Genomic DNA, 14,098 nt, shown 5'->3' with positions numbered 1-14,098 from the left:
ATAAGCGAGACTTATCATGTCTAGTAATCATCAAATTCCTTCATATCTGACACCACATGCGACAGGTCCTTGGAATGTGTATCTGGAACAAATCGACCGCGTAACACCATACCTCGGCAGTTTGTCACGTTGGGTCGAGACTTTAAAACGTCCTAAACGTATATTGGTGGTGGACGTACCCATCGAACGTGACGATGGCACGATTTCCCACTTTGAAGGCTATCGTGTACAGCACAATACTTCGCGCGGCCCAGGTAAAGGCGGCGTGCGTTTTCATCAAGATGTGACACTGTCTGAAGTGATGGCTTTGTCGGCATGGATGACGATTAAAAACTCTGCAGTCAATGTGCCATACGGTGGCGCTAAAGGCGGTATCCGGGTTGATCCTAAGACCTTGTCACGTGGCGAATTGATGCGAATGACACGTCGTTACACGTCCGAAATCGGTATCATCATTGGCCCAGATAAAGATATTCCAGCACCGGACGTCAATACCAATGAACAAACGATGGCGTGGATGATGGATACCTATTCCATGAACGAAGGCCGTACTGCGACCGGTGTCGTCACTGGTAAGCCAATTTCCCTCGGTGGTAGTTTAGGTCGCCGTGAAGCGACGGGTCGTGGTGTATTCGTGGTCGGTTGTGAAGCCGCTGCGAAAAAAGGTGTGACGATTGCCGGTGCAAAAATTGCGGTACAAGGTTTTGGTAACGTCGGCGGTATCGCTGCACGCTTATTCGCTGAAGCCGGTTCCAAAATCGTCGCAGTCCAAGATCACGGTGGCACGATTTTCCACTCGAATGGGTTCGATGTACCGAAGCTGTTAGACCACGTCGCAACACACGGCAGCGTGGCTGGTTTTGAAGGCATAGAAGCAGTCTTGCCAAACAATGAATTCTGGTCAGTCAATTGCGATATTATGATCCCAGCCGCGTTGGAACAGCAAATTACGGAAGTCAATGCGAACGAGATCAAAGCCAAGATTATCCTCGAAGGCGCAAATGGTCCAACGACACCAGAAGCTGACGATATCTTGCGTGATCGTGGCGTGCTGGTGGTACCAGACGTGATCGCGAATGCTGGTGGTGTAACCGTATCTTATTTTGAATGGGTACAAGATTTCTCCAGCTATTTCTGGACTGAAGACGAAATCAATAATCGTTTAACCCGCATCATGAAAGAAGCTTTTAGCTCAGTATGGCAAGTCACCGAAGACAAGAAAGTTTCTTTGCGTACTGCTGCGTTCATTATTGGCTGTACACGAGTACTTCAAGCGCGGGAAGTCAGAGGTCTCTACCCTTAATTGAGCGCGGCGATAAATTCGATTCTCGGGCGCAGCTCGGCGTTGCAAATGCTCGCAATATTGACATATTGCTCCACCGAAGTTGAAAATTCGGCCTTGATCTGCATCCCGAGAATCAAATTTCTCTTGGCTCAATGATTCGTGATTTTAGATAAAGAAGGTGAGTGGCCGCCGTGTCACTCCCTGCCATAGCTCGCAAAGCTGTAAGTGAAAGAAATCCAAACCAAACCAATCCAAACCAGCACCCACAACACACAAACCCCTCAAAGTGTAAAATACCACGGCAATCATTTCCCCACGAAGGAACACCGTGTTCAAGCTGTTAAGTTATGCCTTAATCCTGCTATTCACCGCAGAAGCCAACGCCGCCGACACTCTGGCGCGCATCAAAGAGCGCAAAACCATCATCATCGCGCATCGCGCTGCCAGTATTCCGATTTCTTATTTATCTGAAGATAGCAAGCCGATAGGTTACGCGATGGATATCTGCGGCAAAGTTGTCGAACGAATCAAACGCGAAATCAAAGTTCCACAATTGGCGGTCAGTTATTTGTTGGTAAATCCCAGTAATCGATTTATCGCAATGCAGGAAGAAAAAGCCGATCTCGAATGTGGCACTACCGCCAACACCGCTGAGCGACGCAAGCAAGTCGCATTTACGATTCCCTACTTTTTCTCTGCTACACGGATATTGACGAAAGCCGATTCCACCATCAAGAATTGGCCTGATCTAAGCCAAAAACGTGTAGTCATATTGCGAGGTAGTACCACCGCGAATTTATTGCGCCAGCAAACACGCCTCAGCGATACTGCGTTAATCCTGATAGAGGTCAGCACTTCAAGTGCAGCGTTTGACGCATTGCTAACGGGTAAAGCAGATGCCGTCGTGATAGAAGAAATGAGTCTGGCAGGCTTGCGCGCTACCGCAACTCAGCCTGAAAAATGGAAAATTGTTGGCGATGGCCTAGGTATAGAAGCGCAAAGCATCATGCTGGCCAAAGATGATCCCGCCATGAAAGCACTGGTCGACAAAGAAGTCGCCAGAATGATGAATGACGGTGAACTGAGCAAACTCTACGATAAATGGTTCATGCAACCATTGCCGGTCTCTGGCCTTAATTACGCTTTGCCGATGAATTTCTTACTGCGCGACAGCCTGCGGTTTCCTTCCGATAAAGTATTTAACTAAGTCAGATCCCTCGCCTGCGCGCAGTATTGCTCGTGAATGTGAGGACATCTTTTCGAATGACATCGTTTTTCGAGATTACATCTGATACAGATTTCAGACAAATTTGAGAAGCAATTCGGGCTCAAATATTACTTTTTTAAATTAACATTCATTTACTTTTTTTGGGAGGTGAGTAAATGAAATCATTGTGCGTAATCTTATGCGTGGGCGTTTCTGGATTACTGGTCGCATGCGGTGGGCAGGGGGCTGATCAAGGCAGTCCGCAATATCTAACGGGCCTTGCTTTTGATGCGCAGCCAGTCGCTGGTGCACCGGTTTTAGCGAAATGTCGACGTGGCAGTGGAAGTGCGAAGACCGAGGCGGACGGAAAATTTAGTATCGCTGTACGGCAGCTTGAATTGCCCTGCATGCTAGAGCTGAGTACAGACAATGGCAAACAAAAGCTACATGCCTTGAGTATGCAAGGCGAAGCTGTGAATATTACCGCTTTAACTGAGCTATTAACGACCCGTGTATTGCGTTCTGAGTCGTCAGATTTTTTTGTGCATTTCAATCCAGATGTAATTACAAAGAATGTGACGCCAACTAGCATCACCTCTGCTGAAGAAGAAGTGAAGGACGTACTTCACAATGTACTCAAACTGAGCATGTTAAGCGACTTTCACCATCTCCCGCTAAGCCAGCAGGTAACTGATCTCTTTGCCTACAATGATCAACCAAAGACGGTTACCTACGCAGACAAACTTAGTGCAATGAAACAGGGATTGGCTACTGTGCAGTTTTCCCAAATCCTTACCATGATGCGGCAAATCACGGAGCGCAAAAATCTCATTCTCAACATTGATGCCTTATTGCTGAACGCTGGAAAACAGAAATGGGATGCCGCAAATGTACAAAATTATCACTATACGTATGCTTATGACTGTTATTGCTTGCCGGCTGAAGCAATCACCATTGTGGTGCGCAATGGACGCGTCACCGAGGCGTACACAAAGAACGGACATCTTCCGGTTGATCGAGGGATCAACGATAAGAATATCAAAACCATCAAAGACATCTTCGGTTTCGCTGATGAAGCCTTTGTAAAACAAGCCGATTCAGTACGATTGTCATTTGATGCACAGTATGGCTATTTGAAAAACGTCTTTGTCGACTATTCAGCAAATATAGCCGATGAAGAACTTGGAATTTATGTGTTTGATTTTGGACTAGATTAAGCTGACGGGTGATTGGTGGTAGTCGGTAGGCCTGTGGTTCTGTGATAGAAATCGATCTTTACGCACTAAAAAGGTAAAATACGGGCTATCCATGTGCGATCCAATACGCACTATCAACTTTAGCTCAGTGAGTTCTCATGACTTCTACCGCCACTATCCAAGAATTAAGAATCACCCGTCCAGATGACTGGCATCTCCACTTGCGCGATGGTGATGCTCTTAAAACCGTCCTGCCGCACACTGCTGCGCAATTTGCGCGTGCGATTGTGATGCCGAACTTGAAGCCACCGGTGACTACGACTGAATTGGCTGCAGCCTACCGTCAGCGTATTTTGGCGGCTTTGCCAGCAGGTATGTTGTTTGAGCCTTTGATGACTTTGTATTTGACCGACAATACGCCGCCTGATGAAATCCGTCGTGCGAAGGACAGCGGTTTTGTACATGCAGTCAAGTTATATCCGGCCGGTGCGACGACCAATTCCGATGCAGGCGTAACCGATTTACGTAAGTGTTATAAGACTTTAGAAGTCATGCAAGAAGTCGGTATGCCGTTCTTGGTGCATGGTGAAGTGACGAGCCCTGAGATCGATTTGTTTGATCGTGAAGCAGTCTTCATTGATACCGTGATGAAACCTTTGCGTGCCGACATGCCGGAACTTAAAGTCGTGTTTGAACACATCACTACCAGCGAAGCCGCAGCCTATGTCGCGGAAGCGAGCGGCCCGATTGCGGCGACGATTACTGCGCATCATTTGTTGTACAACCGCAATGAAATTTTCAAAGGTGGGATTCGTCCACACTATTACTGCTTGCCAGTATTGAAGCGCGAAACGCATCGTCAGGCTTTGGTGAAGGCAGCAACTTCAGGTAATCCACGTTTCTTCCTCGGTACCGATTCTGCACCACATGCTAAGGGCGTGAAAGAACACGCTTGTGGCTGCGCTGGTTGCTACACGGCTTTGCACGCGATGGAATTATATGCACAGGCGTTTGATCAAGTTGGTGCGTTAGATAAATTGGAAGGATTTGCGAGCTTCTTTGGCCCTGATTTCTATCAATTGCCACGCAACACGGGCCGCATGACTTTAAAACGCGAGAGTTGGACCTTACCGAATGAGTTGAGTTATCTCGATGGTACTTTGGTACCTTTAAATGGTGGTGAGACGATGAATTGGAAAGTGTCGGCGTAAGTTGACAATGACAAAGTTTTACTCGGTCATCGACTGGTCACGTCCGTGGCTGGCTTCCATTCTCCCCGCTGCCAATAAAATTTTGGTGCAGGAGGATTGGCGTGCCGGGTTGAATCTGGCCGCTCGCGAACAGGGTTTGCAAAATCATCGCGACTTGCCATTGCAATTTATTTTGCAAGAAGAATTGCCAGAAGGCGTTGCCTACGAAAGTCATATCAGTGCGGAAGCGAAAGTGCCGACGCGTGAGAATCTGCATGACTTTTTTAATGCACTTGTGTGGCTGAGCTTTCCACAAATTAAACGTCAATTGAATGCTTTGCAAGCGGCGCAAATCGCTAGTTTAGGCATAGGAAAATCGCGCGGCCCCGCCCGTGATGCCGCGACGATCTTTGATGAAAATGCGGCGCTCTTGGTATTGGAAAAATCCGAAGCGGGGCGAAGCATTTTAGAAGCTTTGCGTGCACATCAATGGCAGGAAGTTTTTGTACGCCAGCGAGCACAGTTTGCTGAAGTGGCACAGGTGTGGAGCTTTGGCCACGCCTTGATGGAAAAATTAGTACAACCCTATAAGGCAATTACCGCGCATGCCTGGGTGGTGTGGGTAGAGGCGGATTTCTTTCATCAAGATCAGGCACAACAAGCCCGACAATTGGATGCCCAAGTGAGTGAGCAACTGCGGACGCATGTGTTAAGTACAGCCGATTACACACCTTTACCTGTGCTGGGGATACCGGGTTGGTGGGAGGGGCAGGATGCTGATTTTTATGCGGATGTTTCTGTGTTTAGGCCCAAACGCATAGTTGCCTGAATCCTTTCAAATTCCCTGACGAATCGACACCTATTTTAAAGATGCTCTCATAGAGAGGATCATCAAATAAGAGTCAGACATGACACTGTTATGCTTTGGTGTTATTCAAGACATGATCTCTTAGTAGTCACGAAAGAGCGACGAAAGAGCAACGAAAGAAGCACTGAATAGCGACAAAACTGCAAAGATAAAAAAAGGCGAACCGAAGTCCGCCTAAATGGTGCTTATCGCTACTTGCCTGATACGCCGCACATCATACTGTCAGTAGAGGATATGCAGATAATGAACAGATTGTGTCGTACAAGTTTATGCTGCGTGAGCTTGCAACAACTGGAATAACTGGTCTTTCAAATTGATACGGATTTTTTTCAAAGTTTCCAACGCAGCATCTGCCAAATGTTCTACGCCATTTTCTGCGCGGTTAATGGCTTTGTCAGTGTCGGTGTATTCGTCAAACAATTTAGCGAAGTGTGCATTAGCCAATTTTAAAGTATGAATCGTCTCTTTAAATTCTGGAAATTCAAGTGCCAATGGGTGATGTTCAACTTGCATGAGTAAAGCTCCTATACATTTCTGGGGATTAAGTAATACCCAGTAATGATAGAGCCTAAGTCAAAGCCGGAACTGATCTAGATCAAGTAGTCGTTATTTTTTGCCGTGATGCAACCAAGGCAGCATCAATTCAGTCGTTTCTGCCGCAATATCGACGGAAGCTTCCGATTGATTGGCGACCGCAGCACATATCGCTTCGATCAGACATAGCACGATGCCTTCGGAATTAAATTGTGGTTTGGTTTGCGCATACAAAGTGATATCTGCCATCGCGGCAACCGGTGACGCAGGTCGGTCAGTCAGCGCCAAGATAGGCACCTTACGCTTTTTTGCCTGCGTCACTAAGGTGACCACATCACTGGAGTAACGTGGAAATGAAATCGCGATGACCAAATCACGTTCAGTGAATTTATAGAGAGTACGTGATACTTGCGCTGAGCCACCGGTACCGATGTTAGTCTGTACGCTGTCGCAATAATTGGTAAGCGCATGGCACATGATGCCGCCCAAATAGGCGCTGGCGCCATAACCGACAATGTAAATGCGGTCGGCTTCTAAAATCATATTCACCGCGTGTTCGCACATTTCTGGACGAAATTCACGGCGCGTGATTTCTAGATTGGCGATATCGTCGGCCAGCGATCTGCTGATAACTTCGGAGCTGCTAGACGCACGGCTGATCTCAGAACGGAGTTCTTCTATCGGTGCTAGCATGGTTTCAAAACCAGAAACCAACTCCGCACGAAATTGTGGATAGCCATCAAATCCCAGTGCTCGTGCAAATCGATTGGCTGTAGCGTTGGAGATACCGACTGCATCAGCTAATTCATCAATCGACATCGTGGCGGCTCTGAAAGAATTAGCGACGACGTAATCTGCGGTGATTTTGTGCGACTTCGATAATGAGCTGTAATGTTGACCTATACGCTCATTAATTGACCCCCCCCGGGCCTTACTCTTTTTTGGACTCATTATAATTTTCTTGGTGGTACTGATGATTGCTGACTTGCGCATCTCTGCAGGTGCTTGCAAATACTTATAAGTCAGCGAAAATTTCAGTCGGTTCTATTATTGAGTAAGCTTATTTCTGAACCTTGCTACTGACCATTTTTTAATTCATTCATCTTCTGAAAGTTTTGCTGACTATTTTGCTGTTTTCAGTGCTGATGAATTAATAGGCTGGAAAATACCACAGGAAGCCGGACTCATCAATCTTTGCGATGTAATCTGCTATCACAAAATTTGAATTGGCTATGTAAAAATTAATGAATTTTGCCTCGTCTCAAGTCAACAAAGTGAGACAAAAAAATGGCAGCCTAAGCTGCCATCGTCGATTCTTGCTGAAGAAACTTATTCTTCTCTGAGCCAGATCTGGGTGCGACCAAACATCGGCATTCCTATATAGCCGCGCACTTCCAGCTTTTTGTTGTTTTCAACTAACTTGAGTTTGCTGCTGTAGAGCTTGCCATTCGCAGGGTCGAGAATTTTGCCGCCACCAAATTCATCACCATCTCTCTTGATGTTAAATAAAATAGTTAATCCAATAAACGGTTGATCTTTGTTACTACCTTCACATTTGTCGCATTTAGGATTTTGATCTTGGTCAGCATCACGAAATAGCTTTTCGATTTTCCCCTGAAACTCACCGCCGCTCTCGCTAATGCGAACCAAAGATTTTACTTTGCCGGTCTTGTCGTCGATCGTTTTCCACAATCCTGTTGGGGAATTTTGTGCGCTGGCGATTTGCGCGACTAGAAGGGTTACCGCAGCGATACTGAATTTAAACAGACCAGATTGATTCATGTTGTCTCCAAATTATTGTTGGCTAGTTGTAAGTATATTCGGGTAGAGAAAGATTGCTCTTGGATTGTACGTGGCGTTTTTAACAGCTGAAACCAATTTACTAGAATAAGAACTTTAAATGACCGATATACAACATACTCGCCACGCCACATCTCCCGTTTCTTGATGAGTTATTGCGTCGATCTAGTGAAGTGAGTCTTGTAAATGGCAAAAGACGTGGTGGGTATCGGAATAACTTGCCCTCTCTCGCCAGTGGGAAGAGGGCTAGGGGGCGGGGGCAGTACCTGCGATATCTTCAATCGGTAGGAAACTGCAAGGACATGACCGTGCCTCTGTGGAACTGGTGAAGGCCTTAAGAAATGATCTCAATAGGCATGGTTGACCATACGTAAAATGGATCGCTAGTTGGCGAGGCGCAACAAACCGCCTCGCCATCACATCATCAGGTAGTTGCCAGCGTTGCTTTCAGCTGTGGTTCTAATTGAGCTTCCAACTTGTCGAAGGAACCTGTCCAACCCATCGTCATGCCGCCGCGTGCTTTCATGAACGTTTCTAATTCCTCGGCAGTGACCGCACCATGAGGCTCCCACGTCACCGTGACGCGGGTACGATCCTCTGCTTCTGCAGTAAATTGCACCGTCGTTAGCATTGTTTCTGGCCAGGTCGGTGCCATAGGATGACGCGAGATGTTTTCGTGTTCATCGCAAAACTGTTGGGTGTAGACGAGACGATTCGGTTTGTCCATTTCTAGGTAGGCGACGCGACCGTACATGGTGACGTTATTCTCGCTACTGCCATTCGTCATCAAATAGAACGAACCACCACCAACGCGAATATCGGCGCGTATAAACGACATGGTAAAACCTGTCGGTGGCGTCCATTTTGACATGTGCTCGGCTTGTGCCCACATGTCGTACATGACATCGATCGGGGCTTCAAAGCTACGGTTGATGACGAAAAGTTCTTTGCGTTCGATCTGTTCAGCCAGATATTCCGCAAAGCGATCCCAGGTTGATTCGCCACCTGCTTGCTTGATGAACTTGCGTGTCTCTGTGGCAGCTTCTGCTGTCGCCAAAGCCATCGTCATTTCCATCTGCGTCTTTTTACCAACCGTGGAAAATAAGACCGTGACGCGAAACAGTGGTGGCGTGAGTTCCGTCGCGCCGTGGTCATATACTAATTTTTTGTGTTGTTCGATTTCGTGGTAAGTCGCGATATTCGGATAGTCGGTGCCATCAGGTCCATGCATGGTGTAACGCCAAGTGCCACCGACGCTCAAATCTTTGCTGTGCGTAGTGAGCGTAAAACCACGCGGCCCCCACCACTGCGCCGCCTGCGCAGGATCGATCCAGGCATCCCACACCATGGCTAAGGGTGCGTCATACAGACGCACGAGGCGGATTTCATTTGCTTTTGGATTTGCGGACATTCTTTTTACCTTTCTTTTCAGCAGTGATGGTTTGTAGATAGAGATCAAGGCGATCAAAACTCTGTTCCCAAAACGCGCGATATTGATCAACCCATTCAGCTGCCAGTTTCAGGTTTTCACCATTGAGCTTACAAGGACGACATTGTGCATCGCGCGTTTTGGTAATCAGACCAGCAGTCTCGAGAACCTTGAGATGTTTCGTAACAGCAGGCAAGCTCATGTCATTCAGAAATGGCCGCGCCAAATCCGAGACATTTGCCTCACCTTGCGAAAGCTGCGCCAAGAGTGCCCGGCGCGTAGGATCGGCTAATGCCGAAAACGTTAAACTCAGTTGATCTTGCATAGTGTACCGATTAGTTAATTAACCGAATGGTTTAATACTAGTTTGAGTTTTTGGAGGCGTCAAGAAATTTTTTAGCGCAGGGTTTGGTGGGGAATATGTGAACGAGTCAACGGACACTTCATTCCGTTTCGTAGTTCTGCGACGTGCCTTGCCTTGTAATGATTTGATTCTTTATTCATTTGAGATACTCCAAAATTTCCACTCGTATTCAGTCTTGTTTATCGGGAGTATCTGTCGGAGCCTGATTTTGTGCATTTGATTTATCTAAATTTTCCTTTATGATCCTTGTTGTTGATAAATTAAGTTAGGCGGTTTAACTTTCAATTTTTTGTTCGTTTCAACTAAAGCCAAATAAAACTTTTTTAAATTGGAGCCAATAATGCAAAAGATCACTCTTCTGTTTGCTTTCCTTATTTTGAGCGCAAGCGGTTCTAATGCAATTGCGTCGGACTGTAAAGTCAATGATGGGGATATCGCATCCGAATACACCGGTGCGTGTCGTGATGGATTAGCAAATGGCAAGGGCACAGCGGCTGGCAGGGACAGGTATGTCGGCGAATTTTTGAATGGTAACAAGCATGGGAAAGGTACATATAAATGGTCAAATGGCGGTCGTTATGAAGGCGAGTGGGTGAACGACGGAAGGCATGGATTTGGCATTCATTACACAAGTGGGCCGGACGCGTTTCTTCCCGAAGGCATATCCGAAATTGGTAAGCAGCACGGTCCCATTATAGTTGGGTTGTGGCGTAGCGATAAAATCTATAAACGATTTTATTATGACTGTTCATCGAAAGTAGAATGCGAGCAAAAGGAATCCAAAGAGATTGCCGAAGGAAATGCGCGCAAAAAAGCTTGGGTGGGAGAGCTGAACAATAAGAACCCGCAAGCTATGTATTTGAAGGCCGGCACATTAATGCGAAATGGCGATATTGGTAAAGCGGTCGAATTGTATGAAGCCCTTATTACTAAGCATGCAAACAGTGTCTGGGCTGTGAAAGCCAGCGATCAATTAGATCAAAATCGTCGCGAAAATTCAACAAGAGAGTCTATTGGTCGTGCAAACAGCGATGCCGCTCGCCGTGCTTATCAACAATGCAAAATTGAAATGGACACTTGTTATAGCCGGGGAGGTAGCAATTGTTACAGAAATTGTGATTCGCTAAATTAGTCGTCTTGCCCAATCCCTCATCACATTGTATCGGTGTCGGAAGTTGCGCAGGCCTGTGAGCCCAAACCTTCAGCCTAGTAGGGCGGCTGCAACCCGCGCGGTATGCTAGTGGATCAACTGCATATAGTCTAGGCGGCGCGGGTTGCACCCGCCCTACAAGACTAGGATGCGCGTTTGAGCGAGATAGAACCATTAGACTGGTTGCAAATTTGCCTGCCGGTTGGCAAGCAGGGCGTGAATCAGTGAATGATCATTGGCTTCGCGTGCCAATTGAAGAAGATTCAAGTGATATTTAACATTGTACTGAAAAGACTTAGTTCTTTAAAAATGGTCTGTGCGACCAGCTGTTCAGTTCGACCTTATGAGAATTAGGAGTCCCATGAATAACACCGATGAAAAAGTAATAGAACTGAGCAAGACCAAAATACTGTTTCTGATAGCGGTTGCGTGTGGTTTTGTCGTCGGTGGTCTTTGGATGCTACAGTTGAATTCTGCCGAAATTGCAGCCCAACGTCGCTTCAATAGCCCCATCCTTGTTCATGGAATTGGTTTGGTATCGATTGCGTTCTTTGGTCTTTGTGGACTATTCGGCGTTAAAAAATTTTTCGACAAAAAGCCAGGGCTTATTTTGAGTGCGGCTGGAATATTCGATAATTCAAGCGGCGTATCAGCGGGACTGATTCCGTGGTCAGAGATAGTCGGGTTTGACATATTTGAGGTGCAAAAGCAAAAAACGCTGATCATCAAAGTCACTAACCCCGAACGGTATATCGAGGTCGGTGGTTCTATGAAACGCGCGCTCAATAGAATGAACTTCAAATTGTGCGGTAGCCCCATCGCCATCACATCAAACTCATTAAAAATCGACTTCGACGAGCTGCTCGCTGTCTGCAATAGGTATCTTGAAAAATATGGGAGAAATGCATAAATGACGCTCGACGAAAAGTCGTGAATCAAGTTTTTTCATTGCCATTTTTTTGCGGCGGCCACGTCAGCTTATACATTTAATGTGAACGAGGCCCGCCGTTTTGATTGTTTTTGATTGGCAGTTGCTGACAGGGTTTTACCAGGTAAAATCATCTGGAATCTGGTACGCAGCATACGGATCATCTTCATCAATCTCGGTGGATGTTTTCTTCACTCGTACTACCAGAGAAGCATCGCGTTCAGAAATTTTGTCCGCGACAATTCGGGGCACCAATTCTGTTTTTCCCTCCACACACACAATCACTAGTCGGCCAGCGATGAGATGTCCTTGTACTGCTGCCGACACATAGATCTTATCGATCTTGGTGCCATGGGTGTAGTAATAAGCGATGTCGCCATTGCCTTTGCTTTGTCGATTGTTCTGTACCATCTGCACAATTTGCGCAAACACGGCTTTTTGAGCAGCGGCCGCATCACGTTGGGCATTGAGTTCACGCGCGCGCTCGGCATTTTTTTGTTGCACTTCAAGCGCAGCCAAACGCGCCTCATCTACGTTCTCGCTACCTGTGCGGCGTTCTATTTTTTTCTGTTTGACCTTGTCCTGATGAACCAGCTTAGCCTTGTTTTTATCGACTAATCCTGCTTTTAAAAATTGATCTTGCAACGATGCCATATTACATTCCCATAAAATAAGTGCCACTGATCCAAGTCAACATTGCCGACCAATCGCAAGCTGCTAGCATAACAAAATTTATGAATCTGCGCCCTCTTGCATTGTCAGACTAGGAGGCGCTTCCTCAGAAATCACGATGAATCGTCAGAATAATAGTTGTGATCTTGTAAAAATGTGAACTTGCAATTCGTGACCCTTTCATCCGTGACCCTGTAATTCAAGAACGCTTTCATTCCTGTTGACAATGTGACTATCATTGATCAAAGTCAAACAGAGTCCAGAAACTGCCAACCTTGATTCACGAAAAAAACGACAGATTGCGCTTACTTGCACAAATGTCGCCGACGCAAAATCGCGCAGGGCTACAATGGCGACTAAAGAAAAAATCAGTTCAATTTATGCAGACTCCAGAAAAAAACAATCCGGCTTCGATGTCGACTATGCAGCCGCGCGGGGCAGGCGAAAATGCGCAACTTATGCGTATTCTGGCACGCATTGGTTGGGCGACTTTGATTCTGCTGGCTTTGATTGGCGTCGGCGTCGTTGGCTTCCATCATTTTGGTGACCAAACTAGCTGGGAGAATGCGATCTATATGACGCTGATCACGATCTCTACGGTTGGCTATGGTGAAGGCGTGCCGCTCACATCGTTTGGTGCCAAGGTCTTTGCCGGTGTGATGAGTATCGCAGGCTTGGGTGTGTTGACCTTTTTATTCACTAGTTTGACTGTGTTTTTTCTTGAAAAAGATCTGGACTATTCCCTGCGGAGACGACGAATGGAAAAACGTATCAAAAAATTGCGACAACATTTTATCGTTTGCGGCTTTGGGCGCGTCGGTCGTAATGTGGCTGACGAGTTGCAAAAAACAGGGCGGCGGTTCGTTGCCATCGATCCTGATCAAACTCATTTCGACGAATACTTAGACAAATTCCCTAACCTGCTTTATTTGCATGGCGATGCTTCTGACGACGATCTTTTGCTCGACGCTGATATTTTAGATGCGAGTGGTTTGTTTGCGGTGACGGGTGATGATTCACGTAACCTGATGATCATCATTACCGCCAAACAGTTGAATCCACAATTGCGTATTGTGGCGCGTTCACACGAGCTTCGTAATGTAGAAAAGATGCGTAAAGCCGGTGCCGATGAAGTGATCTGCCCAGACTTTACCGGCGGCATGCGTATGGCGTCGGCAATGGTGCGACCTCATGTCGTGAGTTTTTTGGATGAGATGTTGAAATCAGAAAAAAATTTGCGAGTTGAAGAGGTCGCGACACCGCATAATTTTCCTGCTACAGCCATGGGCAAACTGCGGCTTCGTAGCCCTGACTATATTTTGATTGCGGTTCGCGCTGATAGCGATTGGACCTTTAATCCAGATGATCAATACTTATTGCGTGCTGGCGATGTGATCGTGGCGATGACAAGCACTGAAGGGCGCGCCGAGATTGAACGCCATCTGTTGGATATGATCCGAGCCTAATCAGAAAGC

General features: G+C 46.6%; 14 protein-coding genes. 8 read left to right on the top strand and 6 right to left on the bottom strand.

The annotated features are described in order from the left end of the window. Positions 1 to 16: 16 nt before the first annotated feature. The 5 genes from ACO0KW_RS07620 (at position 17) to ACO0KW_RS07600 (ending at position 5,707) form a co-directional block, all read left to right on the top strand. Positions 17 to 1,303 (top strand): Glu/Leu/Phe/Val family dehydrogenase, encoded by a 1,287-nt coding sequence (locus ACO0KW_RS07620; RefSeq protein WP_423052288.1) that lies wholly within the window; start codon positions 17 to 19, stop codon positions 1,301 to 1,303. Positions 1,304 to 1,613: 310 nt separating this feature from the next. After that, positions 1,614 to 2,492, top strand: coding sequence for an amino acid ABC transporter substrate-binding protein (locus ACO0KW_RS07615; RefSeq protein ID WP_423052286.1), 879 nt, complete (start codon positions 1,614 to 1,616; stop codon positions 2,490 to 2,492). A gap of 176 nt (positions 2,493 to 2,668) precedes the next feature. Further along, positions 2,669 to 3,709, top strand: a complete 1,041-nt coding sequence (locus ACO0KW_RS07610; protein ID WP_423052284.1) for a DUF6174 domain-containing protein — start codon at positions 2,669 to 2,671, stop codon at positions 3,707 to 3,709. 137 nt (positions 3,710 to 3,846) lie between these two features. Continuing rightward, positions 3,847 to 4,899 carry a dihydroorotase gene (gene pyrC / locus ACO0KW_RS07605; protein ID WP_423052282.1) on the top strand — a complete coding sequence of 351 codons (1,053 nt, stop codon included), beginning with the start codon at positions 3,847 to 3,849 and terminating at the stop codon, positions 4,897 to 4,899. Positions 4,900 to 4,906: 7 nt separating this feature from the next. Next, positions 4,907 to 5,707, top strand: coding sequence for a DUF3025 domain-containing protein (locus ACO0KW_RS07600; RefSeq protein WP_423052280.1), 801 nt, complete (start codon positions 4,907 to 4,909; stop codon positions 5,705 to 5,707). A 306-nt stretch (positions 5,708 to 6,013) separates the two neighbouring features. Here the strand turns inward: ACO0KW_RS07600 and ACO0KW_RS07595 are convergent, their stop codons facing one another. The 5 genes from ACO0KW_RS07595 to ACO0KW_RS07575 form a co-directional block, all read right to left on the bottom strand. Further along, positions 6,014 to 6,259, bottom strand: a complete 246-nt coding sequence (locus tag ACO0KW_RS07595) for a YdcH family protein (RefSeq protein WP_423052279.1) — start codon at positions 6,257 to 6,259, stop codon at positions 6,014 to 6,016. 93 nt (positions 6,260 to 6,352) lie between these two features. Continuing rightward, positions 6,353 to 7,231 carry a MurR/RpiR family transcriptional regulator gene (locus tag ACO0KW_RS07590; protein ID WP_423052277.1) on the bottom strand — a complete coding sequence of 293 codons (879 nt, stop codon included), beginning with the start codon at positions 7,229 to 7,231 and terminating at the stop codon, positions 6,353 to 6,355. A gap of 378 nt (positions 7,232 to 7,609) precedes the next feature. Beyond that, on the bottom strand, positions 7,610 to 8,062 hold the full coding sequence (locus ACO0KW_RS07585) for a DUF2147 domain-containing protein (RefSeq protein ID WP_423052275.1): 453 nt from the start codon (positions 8,060 to 8,062) through the stop codon (positions 7,610 to 7,612). A gap of 442 nt (positions 8,063 to 8,504) precedes the next feature. Next, positions 8,505 to 9,491, bottom strand: coding sequence for an SRPBCC family protein (locus ACO0KW_RS07580; RefSeq protein ID WP_423052273.1), 987 nt, complete (start codon positions 9,489 to 9,491; stop codon positions 8,505 to 8,507). Then, entirely contained in the window at positions 9,466 to 9,834 is a 369-nt protein-coding gene (locus ACO0KW_RS07575) for an ArsR/SmtB family transcription factor (RefSeq protein WP_423052271.1), read from the bottom strand. Before ACO0KW_RS07575 ends, ACO0KW_RS07580 begins: the two co-directional genes overlap by 26 nt. A gap of 379 nt (positions 9,835 to 10,213) precedes the next feature. Here ACO0KW_RS07575 and ACO0KW_RS07570 point away from each other — a divergent pair, with 379 nt between their 5' ends. Next, the gene (locus ACO0KW_RS07570; RefSeq protein ID WP_423052269.1) at positions 10,214 to 11,005 is read left to right on the top strand and encodes a hypothetical protein; all 792 of its coding nucleotides are present in this window, start codon (positions 10,214 to 10,216) and stop codon (positions 11,003 to 11,005) included. A 379-nt stretch (positions 11,006 to 11,384) separates the two neighbouring features. After that, positions 11,385 to 11,933, top strand: a complete 549-nt coding sequence (locus ACO0KW_RS07565; protein WP_423052267.1) for an STM3941 family protein — start codon at positions 11,385 to 11,387, stop codon at positions 11,931 to 11,933. 135 nt (positions 11,934 to 12,068) lie between these two features. Here the strand turns inward: ACO0KW_RS07565 and ACO0KW_RS07560 are convergent, their stop codons facing one another. Beyond that, entirely contained in the window at positions 12,069 to 12,605 is a 537-nt protein-coding gene (locus ACO0KW_RS07560) for a DUF2058 domain-containing protein (protein ID WP_423052265.1), read from the bottom strand. A 398-nt stretch (positions 12,606 to 13,003) separates the two neighbouring features. On the opposite strand from ACO0KW_RS07560, the gene ACO0KW_RS07555 reads away from it, so the two are divergent. After that, on the top strand, positions 13,004 to 14,089 hold the full coding sequence (locus ACO0KW_RS07555; RefSeq protein ID WP_423052262.1) for a potassium channel family protein: 1,086 nt from the start codon (positions 13,004 to 13,006) through the stop codon (positions 14,087 to 14,089). Positions 14,090 to 14,098 lie beyond the last annotated feature (9 nt).

This window comes from Undibacterium sp. Ji22W, from assembly GCF_049340305.1.
GTDB lineage: Bacteria > Pseudomonadota > Gammaproteobacteria > Burkholderiales > Burkholderiaceae_D > Undibacterium.
The sequence above is the reverse complement of the archived record's forward strand: the minus strand, read 5'-3'. Positions and strand labels throughout refer to the sequence as shown.

Coding starts and splice junctions, on each gene's coding strand:
- pyrC (WP_423052282.1), top strand. CDS start 3,847: ATGACTTCTACCGCCACTATCCAAGAATTAAGAATCACCCGTCCAGAT.
- ACO0KW_RS07565 (WP_423052267.1), top strand. CDS start 11,385: ATGAATAACACCGATGAAAAAGTAATAGAACTGAGCAAGACCAAAATA.
- ACO0KW_RS07570 (WP_423052269.1), top strand. CDS start 10,214: ATGCAAAAGATCACTCTTCTGTTTGCTTTCCTTATTTTGAGCGCAAGC.
- ACO0KW_RS07590 (WP_423052277.1), bottom strand. CDS start 7,231: ATGAGTCCAAAAAAGAGTAAGGCCCGGGGGGGGTCAATTAATGAGCGT.
- ACO0KW_RS07580 (WP_423052273.1), bottom strand. CDS start 9,491: ATGTCCGCAAATCCAAAAGCAAATGAAATCCGCCTCGTGCGTCTGTAT.
- ACO0KW_RS07560 (WP_423052265.1), bottom strand. CDS start 12,605: ATGGCATCGTTGCAAGATCAATTTTTAAAAGCAGGATTAGTCGATAAA.
- ACO0KW_RS07595 (WP_423052279.1), bottom strand. CDS start 6,259: ATGCAAGTTGAACATCACCCATTGGCACTTGAATTTCCAGAATTTAAA.
- ACO0KW_RS07620 (WP_423052288.1), top strand. CDS start 17: ATGTCTAGTAATCATCAAATTCCTTCATATCTGACACCACATGCGACA.
- ACO0KW_RS07600 (WP_423052280.1), top strand. CDS start 4,907: ATGACAAAGTTTTACTCGGTCATCGACTGGTCACGTCCGTGGCTGGCT.
- ACO0KW_RS07585 (WP_423052275.1), bottom strand. CDS start 8,062: ATGAATCAATCTGGTCTGTTTAAATTCAGTATCGCTGCGGTAACCCTT.
- ACO0KW_RS07555 (WP_423052262.1), top strand. CDS start 13,004: ATGCAGACTCCAGAAAAAAACAATCCGGCTTCGATGTCGACTATGCAG.
- ACO0KW_RS07610 (WP_423052284.1), top strand. CDS start 2,669: ATGAAATCATTGTGCGTAATCTTATGCGTGGGCGTTTCTGGATTACTG.
- ACO0KW_RS07575 (WP_423052271.1), bottom strand. CDS start 9,834: ATGCAAGATCAACTGAGTTTAACGTTTTCGGCATTAGCCGATCCTACG.